Origin of the sequence: Planotetraspora sp. A-T 1434 (assembly GCF_025420585.1) — a bacterium.
GTDB lineage: Bacteria > Actinomycetota > Actinomycetes > Streptosporangiales > Streptosporangiaceae > JAOEGB01.
In genome coordinates this window covers 1-19,824 of sequence record NZ_JAOEGB010000004.1, presented here as the reverse complement: position 1 = coordinate 19,824, position 19,824 = coordinate 1, and the positions used below count along the sequence as shown (strand labels likewise).

Sequence of the window (19,824 nt, the reverse complement as noted above, 5' to 3'; positions counted from 1 at the left end):
AACGCACCACAAGGGAGGTGGCGCGGTGAGCGCCCTTGAGGTACGACTGCGGCCGGTGACCGAGGACGATCTCGCCATGTTCCGGCGCTTCGCCACGGAACCCGGATTGGTCGGCCTGGACTGGACGGGGTTCCGCGACGCGCAGGCCCCGACGCGGCGCTACGCCACCGACGGGTACCTGGGCGAGGATGACAGCAGGATCATCGTCGAGGTCGACGGCACAGCCGCGGGCTTCATGAGCTGGTCGGCGCAGGGGTTCGGGGTCTCCCGATACTGGGAGATAGGGATCGCCCTGCTCCCCGACTGGCGCGGGCGTGGCATCGGCTGGCGCGCCCAGGCGATGCTGTGTGATTACCTGTTCACCCACACCCCGGCCGAGCGCATCCAGGCGGCCACCCACCCGGAGAACATCGCAGAACAGAAGTCGCTGGAGAAGGCCGGCTTCACACTGGAGGGCGTCCTACGCGCGGTGGAGTTCCGCGCCGGTCAGTGGCGCGACGGCTGGATGTACAGCAGACTGCGGAACGATCCGCCTCCGGCGGGGGCCTCGGCTCCGCGATGATCGCCCACACGTAAGACGGGGTCCGTAGCTGGCTGATGTGGAGTTCCCCGCCACCCCCGACGGCTACGCCGCCCTGCTCCAGTGGATGCGCAGCTTCGGCCGGCTGGCTATGGTGAGACCTCGCTGCTCGCGCTGGTCGACGAGTTTCGGATCGCGCATGACGCGCTGATGGCGGTCGGCGGCGTCTGGCTCGGCGTGGAGCTGTGGCGCGCCGGACGGCGCTGGTCCCGAACCTGCTGACCAGAATTCGGGGCACGCGGCCGCGTTCGCAGCGCTGCCGAAGGCCAGTCCGGAGCCGGTTTCAGTAGCCCAACGAGCACATCGCCGGTGCCCCCAAGACCAGGTCGAGCAGGCCCCCGCTGGGTGGCCGGGCCTGCTGGACCAGGGCGTCCAGGGTTCGCTGCGTCAGGTCCGGCTGGGCCGTCGCCGAGGTGGTGCGGACGACGGCGGTGATCGGTACCTCGACGACGGTGAGCGGTTCGCGTAGTTGATGCAGCCCTGCCGTAGACCGCCATGCCCTGGGCGCGAAAGCCTGATCACGCGCCAGGGGCCTGGTATCGCACCTTCTGCCTCGTAGCCTCGTCGATCTCCTCCGCCGTCAAAAGAACAACCGTCTTCGTCCGGACGCCACCGGCCGCCGACGTTGCGAGGCCAACGGCTGCCGAGGCCGCGTTGCCAGGAAGGTCGGCCAGAATGTAGAGGTCGGTGTCGCCGAACGCGAAGTACATCTGCTCGACGCGGCCCCCGACACTCTCCACCATGCGCTCCACCACCTGGCGTCGCGCGGTGCCCCCCTCTTTGAGCACGCCCTTCATGCCCTCTGCGGTGTAGGTCGCCTGGATCAGGTACTTGGACATGGATTCACCCTTCTCGATTGCGACCCCAAGGAACTTCGATGCAGTCATCCGATGACGTTCTCGGCTTCCGGTGGCGGCAATCTCACCGGCCATACCAGCTTTCCGCTGGGTCAGGTAATGAAACGCCACCCGGCGCCCCCGCCACGCACCCATACGACTCTCAAGAGAGATCGGAAACGGCCAGAACCTCTATTCGGCCATGCCCAGTCTGCACGTGGATGGTCAATGTGGTGCGCATCCCCAACCAGTGCCGTGACGATGATGGTCGGGACGTCACGGGGTCAGCACCCACCGGCCGCGCTGTCCGCCGTCGCGCAAAGCTTGGTAAGCCTGCACGGCGTTCTCCAGCGGCACTGTGCCGGCGCGGCGGGCTTCCAGCCGTCCCTGAGCGGTCAGCGCCAGGAGCTCACGCAGCCGATGACCGTCGGGGACGACTACTCCGCTGGTGATGGTGATGCCACGCTCGGGCTTCGGCTCCAAGCCGGGAAAGACTCCCGCATAGATTCCGTGGTCGCGGACGGCCCGTAGGGCCGCACCATTTAGCAGCGCGGCATCCAGCACCGCGTCGAAGCCCGCGGCACCCTCCAGACTGGTGATCGTCTCCGCGGCCCCGGCCCGGGTCAGGAAATCGGCGTCGGAGGCGCGGGCCAGACCCGTGACGGCCCAGCCGGCAAGTGCCGCGAGGCCGACCGCATACCCGCCGACTCCTCCGGCCGCGCCCGTGACCAGCAGGCGCCTGCCGCGGGAGGGGCCGAGCCGGGCAAGGAGTTGGTCCGCGGTCAGCGAATTGAGCGGGACCGTGGCCGCGTCCAGCAGATCGACCCCGTCGGGCACTGGTGCCACATCCACCGCCGGCACGATCACGTACTCGGCTGCCGCTCCGGCGGCGGAGTGGGGGGCATGTGCAAAAGTCATGGCCGCCACCGGCGTGCCTATGGACAGATCGTGGACGTCAGGAGCCGCCATGTCGACGACGCCTGCCACGTCCAATCCCACCCCCAGGCGACGGTCAGGGTCAACTCCCGCCATCTTGCGGCCAAAGCCGTCGATGATATGAAGGTCGGCCGGGTTGACCGCGGCCCCCGCCATCCTGATGCGGACCTGCCCGGCGGCAGGTTCGGGATCGGGAAGATGCTCCACTCCGAACCCGTTTGCTCCTCCTGACTGGGAGACGATGATCGCGCGCATGATTCCGGTCTTTCCTTTCGTTGTAGTTCGGGGTGGTGCCGCCGAGCGGATACTGGACCTGAGCCCCGGATGGTCCACCCCGGGATCGTGAGCCGAACTCGCGGCGGGACACGCTGCCTCCGGTGCGGAACGCTATTTGTGGCCGTCCCCCGGCGCCGGGTGCCAGAGCGGCAGGCGCCGGGAAACCCGGCCGGCGAGGCTGTCGAACAGTCCGCGATCAGCCACGGAAGAGCAGGACAACCGCACCCAGCACCAGGCCGAGGGCCACTGAGGCGATGCCGTAGCCCACTCGGTGCGCCCGAACAACGGGCAGGTGGCGGTCCAGTGCGAGCCGGCCGGGCCCGGTGAGGGCCAGTGCCGCCGCCCCCGTGGCAAGGGTGAGTTCATACTCCCACCCCGTCGGGATGAAGAAGCCGCCACCCCACTTCACGGCCACGGCGTTGACCATGACTCCGATGACTGCGGCCCCGGCGAGCGGGGTCAGCACGCCCACAGCGAGGCCGAGTCCCCCGAGCAGTTCGCTCAGCCCGTCCACCACGGCCATCGCTTTCCCCGCCGGGTAGCCCACAGACGTGAAGAACTGCCCCGTGACGTCCAACCCCGGGCCGGAGAACCAGCCGAACAGCTTCTGCGCTCCGTGGCCCGCCATGGTCAGGCCGAGGACCAGGCGCAACAGCAGCAGCCCGGCGTCGTAGGCGTGCCGCGGAGCACCCTGCTCATCGGCGTCGAAGGAGTTGGAGTGGTCCAGGCTGTTGCTGGGCGAGGCGGTCATGCGTGAACTCATTTCTGGAGAGGCATGTTGGGGGTCTGTGGGCAGGACGTCGCGACGGGCGGGTCACCGCACGGTCCATGGCGGCGCGGTGACCGCGTTGGCCGTGAGGCGCCGAACAAATGCGTCGGGCCGGCGTTGTGCGAACCGGAATCAAGCCGGGTGCCGGCCAGTGGGCGGTAACCGACGCCGGGAAACAGAAGGCTTGTCAACGGTGCGGGCCGCGGTGGAAGTCAGAAGCTCAGGGGGCCTCTGGCGCGATGTGCGCAACCCGCCTAGGTGGTGGAGGTTCAGTGGGTTTCCGCACGGTCGAGCAGCGCCTCGATCATGGACGTGCCTCCCCGCGCCAGCCAGGTATCGAAGTCCATCAGGGCAGGATGCTGTGCCCGTAGAGCCGGGATGTCCGCCTGCCAACCATAGAAGGACGAGAACTTCTCCTCCGCTTCCCCGGCGACGGCGGTCTGAGCCGCAAACTCCTCGCGACTCGGGGAAAGCGGCAACGTGCGGCCGGTAGCCCGGCCGATGGCACTGACTATCTGATCGAGGGTCAGTTCGTCACCGGCCAGCTCGATCGCCTTGCCCAGGTATCGCTCGGGGTTACCGAAGGCGAGAGCGGCGAACGCGCCTATGTCACTGAGGGCGATGAGCTGAACGGTGACGTTGGGAGGGATCGCCCGGACGAGCGCGAGTTCCCCGGTCACACCGTACGTCGGGTCGGCGTGATTCTCCATGAACATGACCGGGCGGAGAATCGTGGAGGGAATCCCCAGAGCGCGGATGCGCTGCTCGACCTGCCACTTGATGTCCCAGTGCGGGATGCCGGTGTCCCGGTCGGCGCTGCCCACGGACGAGTACACGAGGTGCTCCACGCCGGCGTCATGGGCGGCTTCCGCGACATTCAGCCCCCGCTGCTGCTCGTTCTCGGCGAAATCCGGCGGGATGAGGGCGGGCTGGACACTGAACACTCCGTACGCGCCCCGGACAGCGGCGTCCAGGGACCCGCGGTCGTCCATGTCGCCCGCGACCAGCTCCGCGCCGATCCGGGCCAACTCCTGCGCCGCCGGGCTGGCCGGGTCGCGTACCAGCGCTCTCACCCGCCAGCCGTCAGCGAGCAGGTGCCGGGCGGTCGTGCCTCCCTGCTGGCCGGTGGCCCCCGTGACGAGGACGGTCTTGACTGTACGGTTCATGGGCTCTCCAAAGCGGGACCGCCGGAGCGCCGCTCCGGTAAAGTGGAATGCCCGTCAATATACGGAGCATCGCTCCGGTAGTCAACGGAGCATAGCTCCGGTTAGAGTGAGGTGCTGATCTTGTCACAGACGACTCGTGCCGATGCGCGCAAAAACCGTGACCTGCTTCTGGCCGCGGCCAGGGAGGCCGTCGCCGAGCACGGTACGGACGCGTCGCTGCGCGACATAGCCCGTCGCGCGAGCGTGGGCATCGGGACGCTATATCGCCACTTTCCGACCCGTGAGGCACTACTCGAAGCCCTGCTCAACGCCAACTTCGACGTACTGCACGCGAGAGCCGACAGCCTGCTCGCTTCACCCGACCCAGGCGACGCACTCATGACGTGGCTTGGAGAACTGGCCGCCGGAGCGGCCACCTATCAGGGTCTGCCGGAGTCAATCATGAATGCCTTGGCCGATGAGGAATCGGGACTTCATGCTTCCTGCGCCCAGATGCGGTCGGCAGGCGGGCGCCTACTGGAACGCGCGCAACAAGCCGGCTCGATCCGGTCCGATGTGACCCTCAGCGAGGTCATCGCGCTCACCCTCGGACTCGCCTGGGCGGCCGAACGGTCAGAAGCGTCCGACCTGGCCGCCCGCCTGCTCTCCACGGCGATGTACGGACTTGCCGCCCGCGACCATTGACTGGGGGCGGGCTGCCACGGTGCGGCCTCCCCTGAGGTGTGGACACCTCGAGTGCCAGGACATGGAGATTTGGAGGCCAAGGAGTTCCTGGTGGGTCATGAAGGTCTATCCGGCTGAGTTCGTAGCCGATGCCGTTGCGCTCTATCTGTCGGATTCGGCCCGGACAATCGCCTCAGTGGCCCGGGATTCGGGCATCAGCCGGGAGACGTCGCGGTTGCGGTTGAGCCAAGCACAGGCAGCAGGCACCGCGCCGGACAAGGCGCTGCCCATGAGGCGGACCGGCCTCAGCTCACCGCCCGCTTGATGAGTGCGCCGATCCGCGCCTCATCGTCGGCGCTCAACTCGGTCAGGGCATAGGCGACCGGACGAACGAAGATCGGCCGCCTGGTGAGACTGTCACGGCTCGCATAGCGCTTCATGCTCAGGGGCGGGTCGTCTTCGACCCGCCCCTGAGTGTTGGAGGATGGTCAGAGTCCCGACCCCGTGTCCCGCGACGGCTTGTGGACGGCAGTGGTTCGAAGCGCTTTAAGAGGTATGGTCGCCTCCCCCTTCATCCAGTAGTCCCTGGCGCCTTGGCTTTTCAGCTCGACCATGGCGGCGTGGACGCAGTTCGTGTCCCGTTCCCTGTCGTCCTCGAACCTGCTGTAGAACGGATAAACCGGGTGCCATTCGTAACGGTCCTGGAACCAGGCGTGCAGGGTACCGGCGTCGAAATTTACCTCCACGTCAAGTTGGTCGATCGCGCCGAACGAGTACTGGAACTCTTGGATGGCGTAGTCGTCTTGCCCAAGTCTCATGTGACGCACGATGGTGCCGGTCGTTTGCCCCTTCGGTATGTAGGCGGAGATTTTCGCCTGGACGCCGGAGTCGGTCCGGAGCATCTCCTCGAGGTTGGCGTCCTCGACGAAGTCCTTTCCGCCGCCGTTCAGATACCACATAAGATGGTCTTCCGCGAGCGGCTTGTCGTCCAGCTCGCGGGATCTCGCCTTCTCCATGACATCGTGAGGGTCGCGGATCGCGCAGTACTTACCGACCAAGTACGTACTCTTCGGATCATCCTGCACATCCGCCCACCGGCCGCTGGGTTGGTGGTTGTGATTCACCCCTGGATGGAACACCGTGCTCGCCTTGGCGGCGCTCGCCGTGCTCGTGCTCTTCGCCGGAGAGTTCGCTTGCGCGGGTTGCCGGCCGTCGGGATCCGTGTAGGTGATCGGATTGCCCCTGGCGTACAGGTAGGCCGAAAGGTCCTTTGAGCCCGGGGCGGCGTCGGGCAGGGCCGGGTCGGCGCTCTGCCACACCTGGGTCCGCGGGTCGTAGTAGCGGGCGCCGTAGTAGTACAGGCCGGTCTCCGGGTCGAACTCCTTTCCGGTGTACTGCTGGGGCACGGGTTGGGCGGGGTGCTCGTCGACCCAGGTTTCCCCGCCCGCGATGTACTGCAGGTGCTCGGCCAGGCCGCCGGAGGCGTCGGTGACGAATCCGGTGGAGCCGAGGTTGTCGTCGTGCGAGTAGAACTGCCGGTTCTCGAAGCGGTTGTTCGATTCCACGGTCTTGGTGAGCAGTTTCGTCGCGCCGATGTAGATGTGTTTGAACGCTTGGTTGCCGCGGGTGGAGTAGTTCTGGTTCGGGTAGATGTGGAACTGCGCGCCGTCCTTGACGACCCGGTTGCCCTTGTCGTCGTAGAAGTACCGGGCGTCGTTCGGGGTGCCGCCTCTGTTGTCGCACGATGCCGGCGTTTGTGGCAGCGTGCCGCTTTGCACGTTCTCGTGGCTGCACGCGAGGCGGTTCTCTTCATCCCAGATGAGCTGGCGCCGTGGCTGGGCCTGCTGGTCGCGGCTGATCTGGTTGCCGTTGGCGTCGTAGCCGAACGTGGAGGGCCCGATCGTGCTCGGCGCGTGCGGCCTCTGCGCGGCGTACCCGTAGTTGTTGTCGTAGCTCAGTTTGCCGTCCACTGTGGTGTTGCCCTTGCTGACCACCTCGTGCACCTGGGTCTTGGTGGTGATGTCACTGATGCTGTCGTAGTGCAGATCCAGGTGATACTTGTCGGTCTGCGGAGTGCGCGGCTGGTAGCTGCCCTCGGCGTGGGTGAGCCGGTACAGGTCGTCGTACTGGAACGTTTCGGTACTCGGGCCGCCGACCTGCGTACCGACGTCCGGGGTGTTCGGCGCTACGGTGTCGTTCTGGATCGAGGTGACGTTGCCGACGGCGTCGTACGAGTAGTTGAGGTTCTGGAAGACGTAGCCCTGCGCGATGTTCGCCTTCAGGTTCTCCAGCCGTCGGGTCGCCGCGTTGTACTTGTACCGGGTGCGGGTGCCGTTTCCGGTGTCCAGCAGGACCCGCTCGCCGAACTTGTCGTAGTCCAGGCGGGTGAGGTAGCGGTACGTGGACCCGGCCTTGACCCCCGTCGCGGAGTCCACCTGCCCACCCGAGTCGTAGTGGTACGACAGCACCTCGCCGTCCGGGAACGTCGTGGTGAGCATCCGGTTCCACGTGTCGTACCGATACTGCGTGGTGAAGGTGAACGTGTGGCTGCCCTGGCCCGGCACGGTCCGGGTCTCCTTGGTGAGCTCGCCGAGCGGCCCGTACTCGCGCGCCACGGTGCCCGCGCCGTCGACGACGTTGGTAATCCGGCCGGCCGCGTTGTTCGGTGCGTCCGGCCCGCCGTAGGTGTACGTGACGTTGTTCCCCGTGAAGATCGGGTACCGGATCCGGCTCAACCGGTTGAAGTCGTAGTCGAACTCGATCGCTTTCTGCTGGGCGGCGAGGTTGGCGGTGATTTCCTTGGTCACGTTGCCGGCGAGATCGTAGACCGTGTCGGTGCGGCCGGAGTCCGGGCTGACCAGCCTGGTCCGGCGCCCGAAGTTGTCATACGACATCGTGGTGGTGTTGTCGTGGTCGTCCACGATGGACGTCTGCTCCCCCAGCGCGTCGTAGCCGTAGCTGGTGAAGATGACCGGTTGGCCGCCGGCCGGGTTGAACTCCTTGACCGTGGTGGTCTGCTGCCGGATGTCGCGGTAGGTGCGGATCGACTTGCCGTTGGCGTCGGTGGCGACCGTCTCGAACTGCGTGGTGCCCGCCCGGTCGGCGCCGAATCCGTACCCGATGGTGTCGATGGTGCTGTCCGGCAGGACGGTCTTGGTCAGCCGGTCAAGGACGTCGTAGGTGTTGACGGTGGGCGTCACCGTGTCGAACGCCGGGTTGAACGTGGTGTTCGCCGCGCCCTTCGGCTCGGTGACCGGGAAGAACTGCTTGACCGCTCGGCCGAGGAAGTCGTAGACAACGCGCCCGGACACCACCATGACGTTCGCCGGCGGAGTGTCCGGCCCGGTGGCGACGGCGGCATCCACCTTCGTCTGGATCCTGCGGCCCAGCCCGTCGTCGAATGCGACCGTGTCGATCGTGTCGGGATGTACTCCGTCGGCCTGGCGATCGACGTGTTTCGTGACCGCGTACGGCACCGAGGCCTCGGGGTGGTACTCGAACGTGATGGTGGCGCGGTTCTCCGCCGCTTCGTACGGTCCGGTGATCTTGACCACCCGGCCGAACGAGTCGTAGGTGTCGCGCAGGACCTGGTGGTTGATGTCGGTGCTCGTCTCGACCACGCCGAACTTGAAGTTGTGCGTGGAACTGGAGTGGTATCCGAAGCTGTCTGTGACCGACTCCACATAGGTGTCGACGACCGTGTCGTAGGCGTAGTCGGTCCTGAATCTCTGGTTGGTCTGGTTGGCCGGATCGGTGACCGCACGGATGTTCCCGTTGGGGAAGTACTCCAGGTCCGTGACGGCCGTGTCGCCGTTGGCCAGCTTCGCGCCGACCTGGGTGACGTCGCCGGTGGCGCAGTCCACAGTGGACGTCCGGTGGCGGAGCAGAGTGCCGCCGCCGAACACATCGATCGTGTCGGCTAACCCGACGATGTTGGTCGCGGTGCAGTCGGAGTACCCGATCCGGGTCTCCACGTCATCGCCCGTGCCGGCTTCACCGGCGTCGAAGGTCCGGGTCACGTTGCCCGAAGCGTCGTATTCCGTCGTGGTGAACGTGCTCTTGCTCGGATCGGTCTGACCCTCGAAGTAACGGTTGTCGGTGCGTACGAGCTGCGGGAAGATCGTGGCCGTGGTGCTGTGCGCGTCGGCCGGAGCATCGGGGTGGTCGACGTCCCGCAGGGCGTAGGTGTTCTCGGTTTCCAGGAACGCCCGCCCGGCGGAGTCGGTGGTCACCGTCCGCGTCGGCAGCCCACGCGTGTACGGGCCGTCGGTACGGTACTCGTGGCTGACGCTCCTGAACACCGCGTCCGCCGCACCAGTAGCCGGGACCGCTGGGTCTCGGTGCCGTTCGACGACCGTCGCGTACCCGTCGAACTCGCGCTCCAGCCGGTCGTAGACACCGCCGGAGTACTCGTAGGTGACGAGCACGACGTCCTGCCCGTCACCGGGCTGCCCGTCGTCCACGGCGACCCGGGACAGCACGAACTTCGACTGCGGTTGCCCGTACGTGTTGCCGTCGCGGCTGTAGTCGAAGTCCATCCGGCCACCGAGCGGGCGGGTGACGCCGCGCAGCAGGTTGGTCCGGCCTGTGCGGTTCTCCGCGACCACGAGCTGGCTGTCCTTCGTGGACGACACCTGGTCGACGAACCCGTCCCCGTTGAGGTCGCGCAGCGCCTGCTCGGTACGGCTGGCGCCGGTGGAGACATCCGCGCCGGGGTTGACGACGACACACACGAAGACGAAGCAGATGGAGAATTCGAAGTACACCCCGCCGCCCAGCTTCGCGTTGCGGTCCGCGTTGATGGCCGGCAGGCTGCCCCCGAACGCCACCGGCGGTTCGAAACCGTTGCCGGTGTTGAGGCCGACCTTGATCGGGTTGCCGGCGAAGACCCGGTCCGGCAGGCCGTCGCCGTTCATGTCCATCAGGGTGCTCGCCGTGGAGGTGCTGCCCTGGTGGTACGAGGCGCCGCCGGCGAAGCCGTAGAAGTCCGTGTTGAACCCGAGGTTCAGCCCGGCGTCGCCACCACTGGCATCATTGAGCGCGGCCGGATTCCGCCACGCCTCCGGGGCGCCGAACCGGTAACCGAGGTTGAGCGCCGCCCGGCCGTCGGCGTACACCCGGTCGGGCAGGCCGTCACCGTTGATGTCCAGCAGGTCGAACTGGCTGTCGGAGCTACTGCCGCCGATGTCGCCGCCGGCACCGAGCGGCGGCATGTCGTTGCCGGACTCCGCGGTGTTGGCCGGAGCATGCCCGGGTGGGCCGGCGTACCCCAGGCCGGTCGTGATGGTGCGCGCGGCGCTGCCCGCGTTGGCGTTGCCGGCGATGTTGGTGCTCCGGCGCACCGCGCCGTCCGGTATCGATCCGTGGGTGCTGCCCAGCCCACCGGACGGGTCGGAGTATTGGATCCCGCCGGTGCTTACCACGTCCGGGAACCGGTCCCCGTTCAGGTCGAGGAAGTCCACCTGCCCGGTGCTGTCGCCGGTGGCGACGCTGCCGCCGGCCGAGCCCACCGAGCCGCCGGCGGTGCCGGTGAGGGATATCTGCTGCGACCGGGCCAGCCGCGGTACGGCGGCGGCGCCGGTGAAGTCGGACGGCTGCGGCAGGTTGATCGACTCCGTGCCCAGCCGCGAGCTGCCGGCGCCGGTGCGGGTCACGAACGAGTGGTCGCCGACACCCCAGCGGTCGTGCTGCGGCGACGGGGAGAACGGCACGACCTTCGGCTGCTTGACCCGCGGGTCCTTGCCGAACTGGTCCTTTTGCGCCTGCGGGTCGACGCTGCCGGGCAGCTGGTCGCCGAAGTGCTCGTCGATCACCAGGTCGCCCTGCGCGATCGGCTGGGTAGCCCGGTCCCGGTTGCCGTTGTACCCGATCCCGCCCCAGCCCCGATACGGCTGCGGGAAGGCGCCCTCCTCGGCCGCGCTGTGGAACGCGCTCGGGGCCTTTACCGCCTCGCCGCCTTCGGGCGTCACGGACACCGACTGGCTGGTCAGGAACGTACGCAGCTTCGGGTCGAGGGTGCTGAAGTCGAAGAACAGTTCGTCGGGGTCGCTGGTGGTCCCCGCCGGCGGCGGAGGAAGCACCTCATGAATGACCACCGGGCTCGGCGCCGTGACCACGCCCTCGTGGATTTCGAAGAACCGCTTGGCGAGTAGCGCACCTCGCCGCTTCGCAGTGAACGCGACCCGTCCGGACGGCTTGGCGGTGCCGAAGTCGAAGGACAGGGCCGGGCTGATCGTCAGGTCGCCCCCCTCTGTCACGGCGAAGGAGTCCTGGGGCGCGGTCAGCCCGTCCACCGGGTACATGTCCACGTCGTAGGGCGGGAAGACGTCGATCAGGGGATTGCCGTTGTCGTCGGTCAGCCGATCCACCCCGGAAGCCGCGGTGTATAACGCGTGCGGCACCCACTCGATCGTGCCCAGGTCGATAGGCGAGTCCGCCTGTACCCGCCACTTCAGAGTCTGTCCCTTTTGGACGGTGACGTCGAGGTTCACCGGAACGGTGCCTGCGGCGCCGGCGGTGAGCGTCTGCTGGAGCACCGGCGCGCCGTCGCGGGTGATGAGCACCGTGACGTCGTCCGTGGTGGCCGCCTTCTTGCGCAGATCGCCGGAAAGATGCAGCGTGCCGGTCAACGGCACCTTCAGTTGCGCGGCCCGACCGCCCAGGGTGAAGTCGCGTGATGCCTGGAAGCGGTACGCCGGCAGCCCGTTCACATCGGTCAGGTCCGGCGCCGACAGGTAGCTGATGGTCGGGTTCCACGACACATCGTCGAGGCTGCCGTCGAATCCGGACTGCACCCGGAAGTACAGCCGGTCGCCGCGGGACACCGTAACCGAGTCCACGTCGGACGGAGCGTGCGACGTGTTGTCGTGCACCCCGATGGTGTCCGACCAGAGCTCGGTGTTCTCGCGCTGGATGGCGACCCGAACACCGTCTGCGGTGGTGGACGCCGCCCGTGCCGCGGCTGTCCCGTCGGCCAGCTTCACAGCGCCTTCGATCTTGACGGTACCGGCGAAAGGCGCGACCCACCGGCGCACGGTGTCCAGCAGCGGGAAGGAGTCGATCAGGCGCTCGCGGTCCGGACCGAGATCGCCGAGCAGCCCGGTCGTGTCGATCTGGCCGGCGGTCACCGGCACCGGAGTGTCGGCGCTGATTCCGTACACCGGCACGCCGTCCGCACCGACCCGGCCGAACAGCACGTTGGACCCGCTCACCAGGTCGGATATCCCGTCGCCGTTAACGTCGGCGAAGTACCGATCGGTGGTGGAGAACGTGTTTACGTAGTCCAGCTGCGCCGCCACGCCGCCAGGGTAGGCCTCGACGCCCAACGTCACGCTGTCGCTGCTCTCGCCGTTGATCCCGGGCAGCGCCAGCGACTTGGCCTGGTCCGCGAACCGCAGCTGGCCATGCGGACCGGACAGGTTCTTCCGGTACTTGACGCTGCCGCCGCTGCGGAAGACCTTGTCCGGCAGTTCGTCGCCGTCCACATCGATCAGCGCCAGCACGCCGTCGTCCGAGGCGTGGTTGAACCCCACCTTCACCCCGGCCGAGTTCCTCTTGCCGTCCGAATCCCCGACGCCGACGTAGAGATGCCCGCCCTCTCCGGTGCTCGTGTTCGCGTTCAACGCGCTGGCGTCGCCGGCCTGCTCCGGGGTGAGGTTGAGCGCGTCCTTGCTCAGGTCGTCGCCAGGGACGGACCACTGCGCCGAGCTGAACGCCTGGTAGTCGCCCTGCGCGTCGCGGATGTCGTCGAAGTAGCTGAACTCGTGCTTGTTGAACAGGGCACCGTGGTCGTCGAGCTGGGTAATCGAGTGCAGCAGGGTCTTCTGGAACGCCCCGGTGGTGTACGCGAAGTCGTAGCGCCGGATAAGGCCACCATCCAGCGTCACATCGACCCGGCGCAGTAGGTCCGCGGTGACCCGCTTGAAGCCACCCCGGGCGTCGATGGTCTTGTCCACCCGCAAGGGCTCGTTGAGCTCCCGGTCGCGGACGAAGGTCACCGCGTACCGGCCGTCTACATCCGACTGTCCGGTGTAGGTGATCCGTTTGGGGTAGAGATTGCGCCCTGGCTCGACGCCCCCGGCGATCCCTGTGTCATCGACCTGTGTGTAGCTGTAGCGCATGAAGTTGCCATGCGGGTCGCGGACCTCGCGCAGCGCCCACAGGAACACGTTGCCGGACCCGTCGGCGAGGGTGGCGCCGGTACCGCCGTAGATGAAATGGGTACCGGCCTTGTCGGTGACCTCCCACGAGTACGACTTCGGGTCGTCGCCGTGCCGGACGATACGCGCGAAGCCGTGCTCCACCCGGGTGTGGAAGACCTTTTCAGAGGTACGCGCGACCGCCGGCCCCCGGTGTGCGACCGGCGTCAGCTGCTCGCCGGCCAGTAGATACGTCTCGGTCTCCTTCGCCGCGTCGTACCGGGGCACCCCCCACCGAGTGTCGATCATGATGCTCGGCGTTGACAGGTCCCAGCCCATCCCCATCCAGCCGTCGCCCGCCGAAGAGTCGTACCCGACGCTGAGCTGCGGTTGCAGCCCGAGGCGCCCGGGCGGCACCTCGATCGGGTAGCCGAGACGGTTATCCCCGGAATTGTCCGGACCCGGCGGGGCGATCAGGTTCACCTTCGAGCTCGGGTCGGCATACTCGATGCCTTTGATCTGGTTCGGGTTGAACGACATGTTCTCGGGGTGCTCCGGTACCGTCACCGTCGAGTTCACCATGTCGGTGAAGTGATCGGTCAGCGACGTCACGGTGTGGTTCACCTGGTCGACCGAGACCCGCTGGAGCACCTGCCAGCACAGCGCCACATCGTCGTAGAAGTACGTGAACACGTCCTGGGCGGTGAAGCCGGATGGCACGAGCGCCGGGTCGTACGGCAGCGTCACCTCGACCTTGGTCAGGAACTGCATCGGATGCGGCGTGAACCGGAATCCACTGTGCGCCTTGCCGGTGACGTTCGTCATGCCGGAGTCCAGCGGAGCCAGGTCGGTGTCGGCCAGCCGGGAGATGCCGATGCTCACCGGCTTCGACAGGGCACCAGGCTTGACCACCACCTGCGCGCCGTCGAGCGCGACCGTATGCGGCTGCGTCTCGGTCGGGCTCACCAGCTCCTCGTGATCGGGGACTCCGCTGCCGGCCGTCGTGGCCCCGCTGGTCCCGGATCCGCAGGCACTGGACGACGCCGACACCATCTGCGACCTGGCCAACGCGGATACCCGCGCCGCGCCGGACGTCGACAGGCCAGGCACCACCAGGGCGATCCCGAGGCCGCAGGCGACCATCCGGGTGAACCCACTCCTCAACAGCTTTCCGCGCATCGTCGCGCCCTTCCCCCTGTAAACGAACCCGGACCTAGGTCGTGTCTGACACTCCCTGGCTCAGGCACCGGGCATCCCATTGGCGGGATGCCTCACCTGTAGATGCGTTCCATCGCGTTCCACGCCGTTCCAGCTCTCCGAAGTGGAGGTCGTGCGTGGAATGCGTGCGTTCCACGGGGGGGCAGGCGGGGGCGCCCTATCGCGGGACCACGCGACCCCGCGGTGGCCGGAAATTATTTGGGCAGTTAGTAGCAGCGCAGGCCGGTCTGGATGGTGGCGCGGAGGATGTCACCGATGACCGGGTCGGCCTGGGTGACTCGCATCCGGCGTGCCTTCGCAGCCGCTTGAGAAAGACTGTGTCGACGTGGAACAGATCGCATGCCCAGATGCCCTCGGCCTGCGCTTCGAGGAACTGGCCCCAACTCGGGCCGGTGCGACGTGGTGCCGGACCGAGCCCGGCTCGTTTGAGGATGTCGCGCACTGTACTGGGCGGCACCGTGATACCGGCGCCGGCCAGTTCGCCACTGCCGCTGGCCGTGACTATGAAATTCGATAAAGCGACCGAGTCGCATTGATCCATTCTTGGTCGATAAATCGCCCAGTGATTCGACCCACCACGGTCAGAAACGCATTTGCAATCTGCTCGTCACTTCCATGCTTCCAGGCCAGCCCTTCGGCGTAAGGGGCGAAGACAGGGTCGACGATCTCCGGCGAGAACGCACCCAGTTCTGCAGCGAATACTCCATCAATGAAGCAGTACAGGTCGTGGACCCCTTCGACATCCTCATCCCATTCCACTTGGAATGCGCGGCCACCGCTTATGCCCGTGTTCCGAACCGGGCCAGACAATCCGCTGATGTTGATGAAGTGTGTCCAACCCGGAGCATGATCCCCGATCCAAATAACCTCCTCCGTCGAATAGGGTTGATACCATCGCATGGCCATGTTCAGGTCGGCGTCCAGCCGGCAGTTCGGGTCCGCTCCCAGCAGGCGAGCAATATATTCAGGATCATCGCCTTCTACCCAAGTGCCTGCGAACCTGGTGGAGAATCCGTGCGACAGCAGCAGTCCCCACTGGTTCTCCTGAGGGAGAGTAAACGTCATCTCGGAACCCTTTCGATCTCGGACAAGGCTAACCAGGCCTCGCGATGCGCCGCGCGCGGGGCAGCCGGCTTGTGCAGGAGGAACAGGCTGGTGAGGAGTCCCAGCAGCACAATTACGGCATTCGCCGCGACGGCCACCTTCAGACCGCCGAGCATGGCGATCGCCCCGGTCCCCGCCATCGCCGACGTGGAGATGGCATTCATGATCGGGGTGCCCCTGGTGATGCCGATCTGCTGGGTCATGGTCGCCAGGCCCGTTGCCAGACCCTGCTCGTGGTCGGGCAGGCCGGTCCCTGAAAAGGGCGACGCCCCCGCCAGGGGGCCTGGCGGGGGCGTCCGGCGGACCTAGCCCACCGTGATCTTGTCGAGGTTGGGGCCGCCGTTGGCGGTCGTGGCGGTCAGCCGGATCGTGTTGCTACCGGCGTTGAGCGGCACCGACTTCGTGGAGGTCACCCAGGTGTCCCAGTTGGCCGTGGGGGGGAACGACACGTTGGAGGCCACCACGGTGCCGTTCACCGAGATGTCCATCGGCCGGTCCACCGTCGTGCCGTTGGCGTAGCGGATGACCAGCGGCGTGCTGCCGGCCGACGCCGCGTTCACCGTGAACTCGACGTAGCTACCCGCGATGTTGGTGTAGTCGACGAAGCCGGTCCCGGTGTAGTTCAGGTGGTTGGTGAACACGCCCCCTTGCGAGATCGTGGCGTCCTCGGCCTGGTAGTCGACCGGGGTGCCGCCGGACGGCGTCACGTCCACATCGATGTAGTCGATGTTCGGGTTGCCGTTCGCGGTCGTCGCCGTGGCCCGGATCGTGTTGGCTCCGGCGTTGACCGGCACGGTGAACGTGTCGGTCGCCCAGGTGTCCCACGTGGTGGTGCTGTTGTAGTCGCGGCTGGCGAACACCGTCGTTCCGTTGACCGAGATCGCGCTGGGCCGGTTGGTCGTGGTGCCGTTGGAGTAACGCACCTTCACGGTCGCGGTGCCCGCCGACGCCGCGTTCACGTTCCACTCGAGGTACGACCCGGCCACGTTGTCGCCGTTGACGTACCCGGTGCCGCTGAATCCGGTATGGGTGTTCTCGAAGATGCCCTGGGAGATCGTCGCGTACTCCGCCTCGTACCGGCCCGGGGGCGGAGTCACGCCGCCGGACACGGCGATGGCGCTGACGAGCGCCTCGCCCGTGGTCGGGGTGAAGGCCAGGTCGAGCTGCCCGTCGGTCACGGTGACCGTCACGCGCCGGTTCACCGGGTTGTGGCCTGCTACCTTGTAGACGTCGAGGCCGCTGATGACGGTCTGGCCCTCGGCGGTGACGGAGAAGACGCGCTGCCCGGCCGCGGTGGAGAGCGGGTCGAGGAACGACAGGTCGACGGCGTAGGTGCCGTTGGGGACGGGCAGACGGTAGGAGAACGTCCCGTGCCGGTAGGTGGCGTCCGGCGCCGTGGTCCCGGTGGCCGTGGCCCGGGTGCCGTGCAGGAACTGCTGGTCGGTGCTGCTTCCCGCGTCGATCGTGAGCGCGCCGTACGGGTAGTCGGCCCGCAGGCCGATGTTCGGGTAGTCGATCTTGGACTCGTCGAAGCCGGACTGCCAGCTGGAGTTGGTCACCACGCCGGCGCTCTTGTTGGTCTTGAAGACCGGGCTGCGCTGGATGTTCTCCGCCTTGACGTTGCTGACCTGGGTGCCGTAGGTGCCCTCGTCCAGGTAGACGGCGGCCGGGTCGAGGCTGGTCGCGGGCTGCGAGTTGTTGGCCTCGGGGTGGCTGTAGGCGTAATTGATCGCGATCTGGTCGAAGTTGTTCACCTGGAACGGCCCGGTCGAGGAGGTGCTGGTGCCGAAGGTGTAGACGGCCGCGCCGTCGCGGCTGTCCTGCATCACGTCGTGGACGTTGAGGTTCCTGACCGTGTTGTCCCGGGTGTACAGGTCCTGATTGGGGATCCCACGATATCCGGCCAGGTAGACACCGAAGCGCGGCGAGTTGTAGATCTCGCTGTTGGAGATCTCGTTGTTCGACGACTGCATGAGGATGTATCCGGCGCCGTGCCCGACCAGCTCGCCCACGTCGTGGATCAGGTTGCCGGCGAGCACGTTGTGGGTGAGTACGTCGCCCTCGCCCGGATAGTGGCCCTCGAAGAACACGCCCGCGTAGCCGGCGTGCTCGATCAGGTTCGACTCGATCCTGTCGTCGTGGTTGGCGAACAGCGCGTAGATCGCCGAGTAGCCGGAGTTGCGCAGGTGGGAGCGGGTGATCGTGACGTTCGCGGTGTCGGTCATGAAGATCATGCCGGTCCGGTTCGGCGCCATCTCGATCTGCCGGTCGTAGACGCCGTACTGGTGGTTCTCCCCCGAGCCGTTCTCGACCGGGTAGCCGTGGCGGTAGAAGTCGGTGAAGTCGGTGTCCTCGAACCCGAGCCCGTCGAAGGTCACGTCATGCACGCCGTTGAGGCTCAGGATCGTCTTGGTCCGCGGCACCACCACGTCGCCGAGGCCGTGGCGCGGCCAGTAGTACAGGACGCCGGCCGTGCTGTCGTAGTGGAACTCTCCCGGCTGGTCGAGCGCGCTCAGCATGCCCTGCACGTAGAAGCGGGAGGGGCTGGTGGTCAGCCCCATAGAGTACCGGGTCTGGTTCTTCAGGGTGATGGTGTGCGCGGCGGGGTCGACGGAGGCGATGGGCTGGTGCTCCTCGAACCAGTTGTCGCGCGGCCAGATCCGCAGTTCCGCGTCACGCAGGTCCCAGCCGGTCGGGTCGAAGTCGCCGGCCTTGTAGGGCAGCACGGTGTACGACTCGGTGCCGGGAGCGGCCACCCAGTAGTGAGCGTGGGCCGTGACCAGGTCGCCGGGTTCGAGGTTGGGGGTGCGGGCCTTGATCGCGCGGACGCCGTCCTCGTAGAGCGTGTCGAAGCGGCGGCCGACCTTGGCCTGCCAGATGTTCCCCTTGTACTGGGTCCAGCCGGTAACCCGCTGCCCGCCGATGAACCGGGCGGATCCGGGCGGTCCGCCCCACACGCGGTAGGTGACCCGGTGGCCCGCTCGTCCCGAGTCCTGCGCGGTGAACTCGATCGGCGCGTCGAGGTAGTAGTCGCCCGGCTTGACGTACACGACCACGTCGGTGTCGGCGGTGACGGCCCGGACGGCGTCGCGGGCCCGCTGCAGAGTCTTGAACGGCAGCGCGGCCGTTCCCGGGCCGCCATCGCTGCCGTTGGGGGCGACGTAGAGCTGCGTCAGAGCGGTGGCGGCCTGTGCGGTCGTCGCGGGCAACGTCACGGGTGACACCGCCAGCAGCAGGGCCGCGGCGACCAATAACCGCTTCATGGGTAACCGTCTCATAGGAGATCTCCTGTCAGATTTGGCGTGGCGGGCGGCTCCGGCCGCCCGCCCGAAGGGTCGTGGACAAGCCCGAGTGCTGCGGTGACCAGGAGGTGCTCCGTGGGCGGGTGCTCGGCGACGAGCGTCGGGATGAACGTCCTCCGGGCCATCACGTTGGTCCCGGGAAGCGCCTCGACCATCTCCCCGGCGCGGGCGGCGCCCAGGTCGTGGATCGCCGACAGGCCCGCCGCGCCCCTGGCCCCGGCCATCCCGAGCCGGGCGCGCCGGTCGAGCGGCAGGCCGCGGTCGATGGCGAAGCCGCCCTCCGCGGAGCGCAGGTGCCGCCCGGTGCGTTGCCGGTGTACGCGGACGTGCCATGGCTGGGGCCAGCCCGAACGCCACCAGGAAGACCACATACGGGCCGACCAGGACCAAGACCGCGAGCCGGCCGGACAAACCCAGCCTTAACACGCCTCATCGAACACCTAGATCAGGGGGGTGAGTTGCGATACTTTTCGCAACATCTGAGAGTTGCCGGTAACGTAGGCGAAACATCGGATGTCCGTCAAGGCCCAGTTGCGCTGGGCGGTTACCCCGTGCCACGCTGACCTGCAGCGGTTTCGGGAGGTTTCGCAAAAATGACACGCCGCAGCACGCTGGCGGACATCGCCTCGCAAGCAGGGGTCTCGATCTCGACCGTGTCAAAGGTGCTCAACGGGAGATCCGACGTCTCGGTGCAGACGAGGGCGAAGGTGCAGCGCCTGCTCGGTCAGCACGGCTACACCGCGCCCGGCCGCCAGGAGCGGGCGGGAGGGCTCATCGAGTTCGTCGTCAACGAACTGGACAGCCCATGGGCGGTCGAGCTGATCAGAGGCGTGGAA

15 protein-coding genes are annotated in these 19,824 nt (G+C 67.2%); 5 read left to right on the top strand and 10 right to left on the bottom strand.

What is annotated here, in order from left to right; genetic code table 11:
- The first annotated feature begins 25 nt into the window (after nucleotides 1-25).
- Nucleotides 26-562, top strand: a complete 537-nt coding sequence (locus N5079_RS06725; protein WP_261582669.1) for a GNAT family N-acetyltransferase — start codon at nucleotides 26-28, stop codon at nucleotides 560-562.
- An 81-nt stretch (nucleotides 563-643) separates the two neighbouring features.
- Nucleotides 644-802: a hypothetical protein gene (locus N5079_RS06720; RefSeq protein ID WP_261582667.1), complete on the top strand. Its 159-nt coding sequence runs from the start codon at nucleotides 644-646 to the stop codon at nucleotides 800-802.
- A 296-nt stretch (nucleotides 803-1,098) separates the two neighbouring features.
- On the opposite strand, the gene N5079_RS06715 is transcribed toward N5079_RS06720, so the two are convergent.
- The 4 genes from N5079_RS06715 to N5079_RS06700 form a co-directional block, all read right to left on the bottom strand.
- A complete protein-coding gene (locus tag N5079_RS06715) occupies nucleotides 1,099-1,467 on the bottom strand; it encodes a GYD domain-containing protein (protein WP_261582665.1) in 369 nt (122 codons plus the stop codon).
- A gap of 225 nt (nucleotides 1,468-1,692) precedes the next feature.
- Entirely contained in the window at nucleotides 1,693-2,607 is a 915-nt protein-coding gene (locus N5079_RS06710; protein ID WP_261582663.1) for an alcohol dehydrogenase catalytic domain-containing protein, read from the bottom strand.
- 217 nt (nucleotides 2,608-2,824) lie between these two features.
- The gene (locus N5079_RS06705) at nucleotides 2,825-3,379 is read right to left on the bottom strand and encodes a DoxX family protein (protein ID WP_261582661.1); all 555 of its coding nucleotides are present in this window, start codon (nucleotides 3,377-3,379) and stop codon (nucleotides 2,825-2,827) included.
- Between the two features lie 287 nt (nucleotides 3,380-3,666).
- Nucleotides 3,667-4,563, bottom strand: a complete 897-nt coding sequence (locus N5079_RS06700) for an NmrA/HSCARG family protein (protein WP_261582660.1) — start codon at nucleotides 4,561-4,563, stop codon at nucleotides 3,667-3,669.
- 111 nt (nucleotides 4,564-4,674) lie between these two features.
- Between N5079_RS06700 and N5079_RS06695 the strand changes: the two genes are divergently transcribed.
- Nucleotides 4,675-5,247: a TetR/AcrR family transcriptional regulator gene (locus N5079_RS06695; protein WP_410007753.1), complete on the top strand. Its 573-nt coding sequence runs from the start codon at nucleotides 4,675-4,677 to the stop codon at nucleotides 5,245-5,247.
- Nucleotides 5,248-5,531: 284 nt separating this feature from the next.
- Here the strand turns inward: N5079_RS06695 and N5079_RS06690 are convergent, their stop codons facing one another.
- Both N5079_RS06690 and N5079_RS06685 read right to left on the bottom strand, forming a co-directional pair.
- Complete coding sequence (locus tag N5079_RS06690; RefSeq protein ID WP_261582657.1) at nucleotides 5,532-5,666, bottom strand: hypothetical protein; 135 nt, start codon at nucleotides 5,664-5,666, stop codon at nucleotides 5,532-5,534.
- 48 nt (nucleotides 5,667-5,714) lie between these two features.
- On the bottom strand, nucleotides 5,715-14,330 hold the full coding sequence (locus N5079_RS06685) for a SpvB/TcaC N-terminal domain-containing protein (protein ID WP_261582655.1): 8,616 nt from the start codon (nucleotides 14,328-14,330) through the stop codon (nucleotides 5,715-5,717).
- A 37-nt stretch (nucleotides 14,331-14,367) separates the two neighbouring features.
- Here N5079_RS06685 and N5079_RS06680 point away from each other — a divergent pair, with 37 nt between their 5' ends.
- A complete protein-coding gene (locus N5079_RS06680; RefSeq protein WP_261582653.1) occupies nucleotides 14,368-14,565 on the top strand; it encodes a hypothetical protein in 198 nt (65 codons plus the stop codon).
- A gap of 518 nt (nucleotides 14,566-15,083) precedes the next feature.
- Here the strand turns inward: N5079_RS06680 and N5079_RS06675 are convergent.
- The 4 genes from N5079_RS06675 to N5079_RS06660 form a co-directional block, all read right to left on the bottom strand.
- The gene (locus N5079_RS06675; RefSeq protein ID WP_261582652.1) at nucleotides 15,084-15,647 is read right to left on the bottom strand and encodes a hypothetical protein; all 564 of its coding nucleotides are present in this window, start codon (nucleotides 15,645-15,647) and stop codon (nucleotides 15,084-15,086) included.
- The gene (locus N5079_RS06670; protein WP_261582651.1) at nucleotides 15,644-15,889 is read right to left on the bottom strand and encodes a hypothetical protein; all 246 of its coding nucleotides are present in this window, start codon (nucleotides 15,887-15,889) and stop codon (nucleotides 15,644-15,646) included. The genes N5079_RS06675 and N5079_RS06670 overlap by 4 nt, the downstream gene beginning before the upstream one ends.
- Before the next feature lie 102 nt (nucleotides 15,890-15,991).
- Complete coding sequence (locus N5079_RS06665; protein WP_261582650.1) at nucleotides 15,992-18,949, bottom strand: carbohydrate-binding protein; 2,958 nt, start codon at nucleotides 18,947-18,949, stop codon at nucleotides 15,992-15,994.
- Nucleotides 18,950-18,960: 11 nt separating this feature from the next.
- On the bottom strand, nucleotides 18,961-19,359 hold the full coding sequence (locus N5079_RS06660; RefSeq protein WP_261582649.1) for a hypothetical protein: 399 nt from the start codon (nucleotides 19,357-19,359) through the stop codon (nucleotides 18,961-18,963).
- Nucleotides 19,360-19,581: 222 nt separating this feature from the next.
- On the opposite strand from N5079_RS06660, the gene N5079_RS06655 reads away from it, so the two are divergent.
- Nucleotides 19,582-19,824 (top strand): LacI family DNA-binding transcriptional regulator (locus N5079_RS06655; RefSeq protein ID WP_261582648.1); only part of this gene is annotated, 243 nt, incomplete at its 3' end.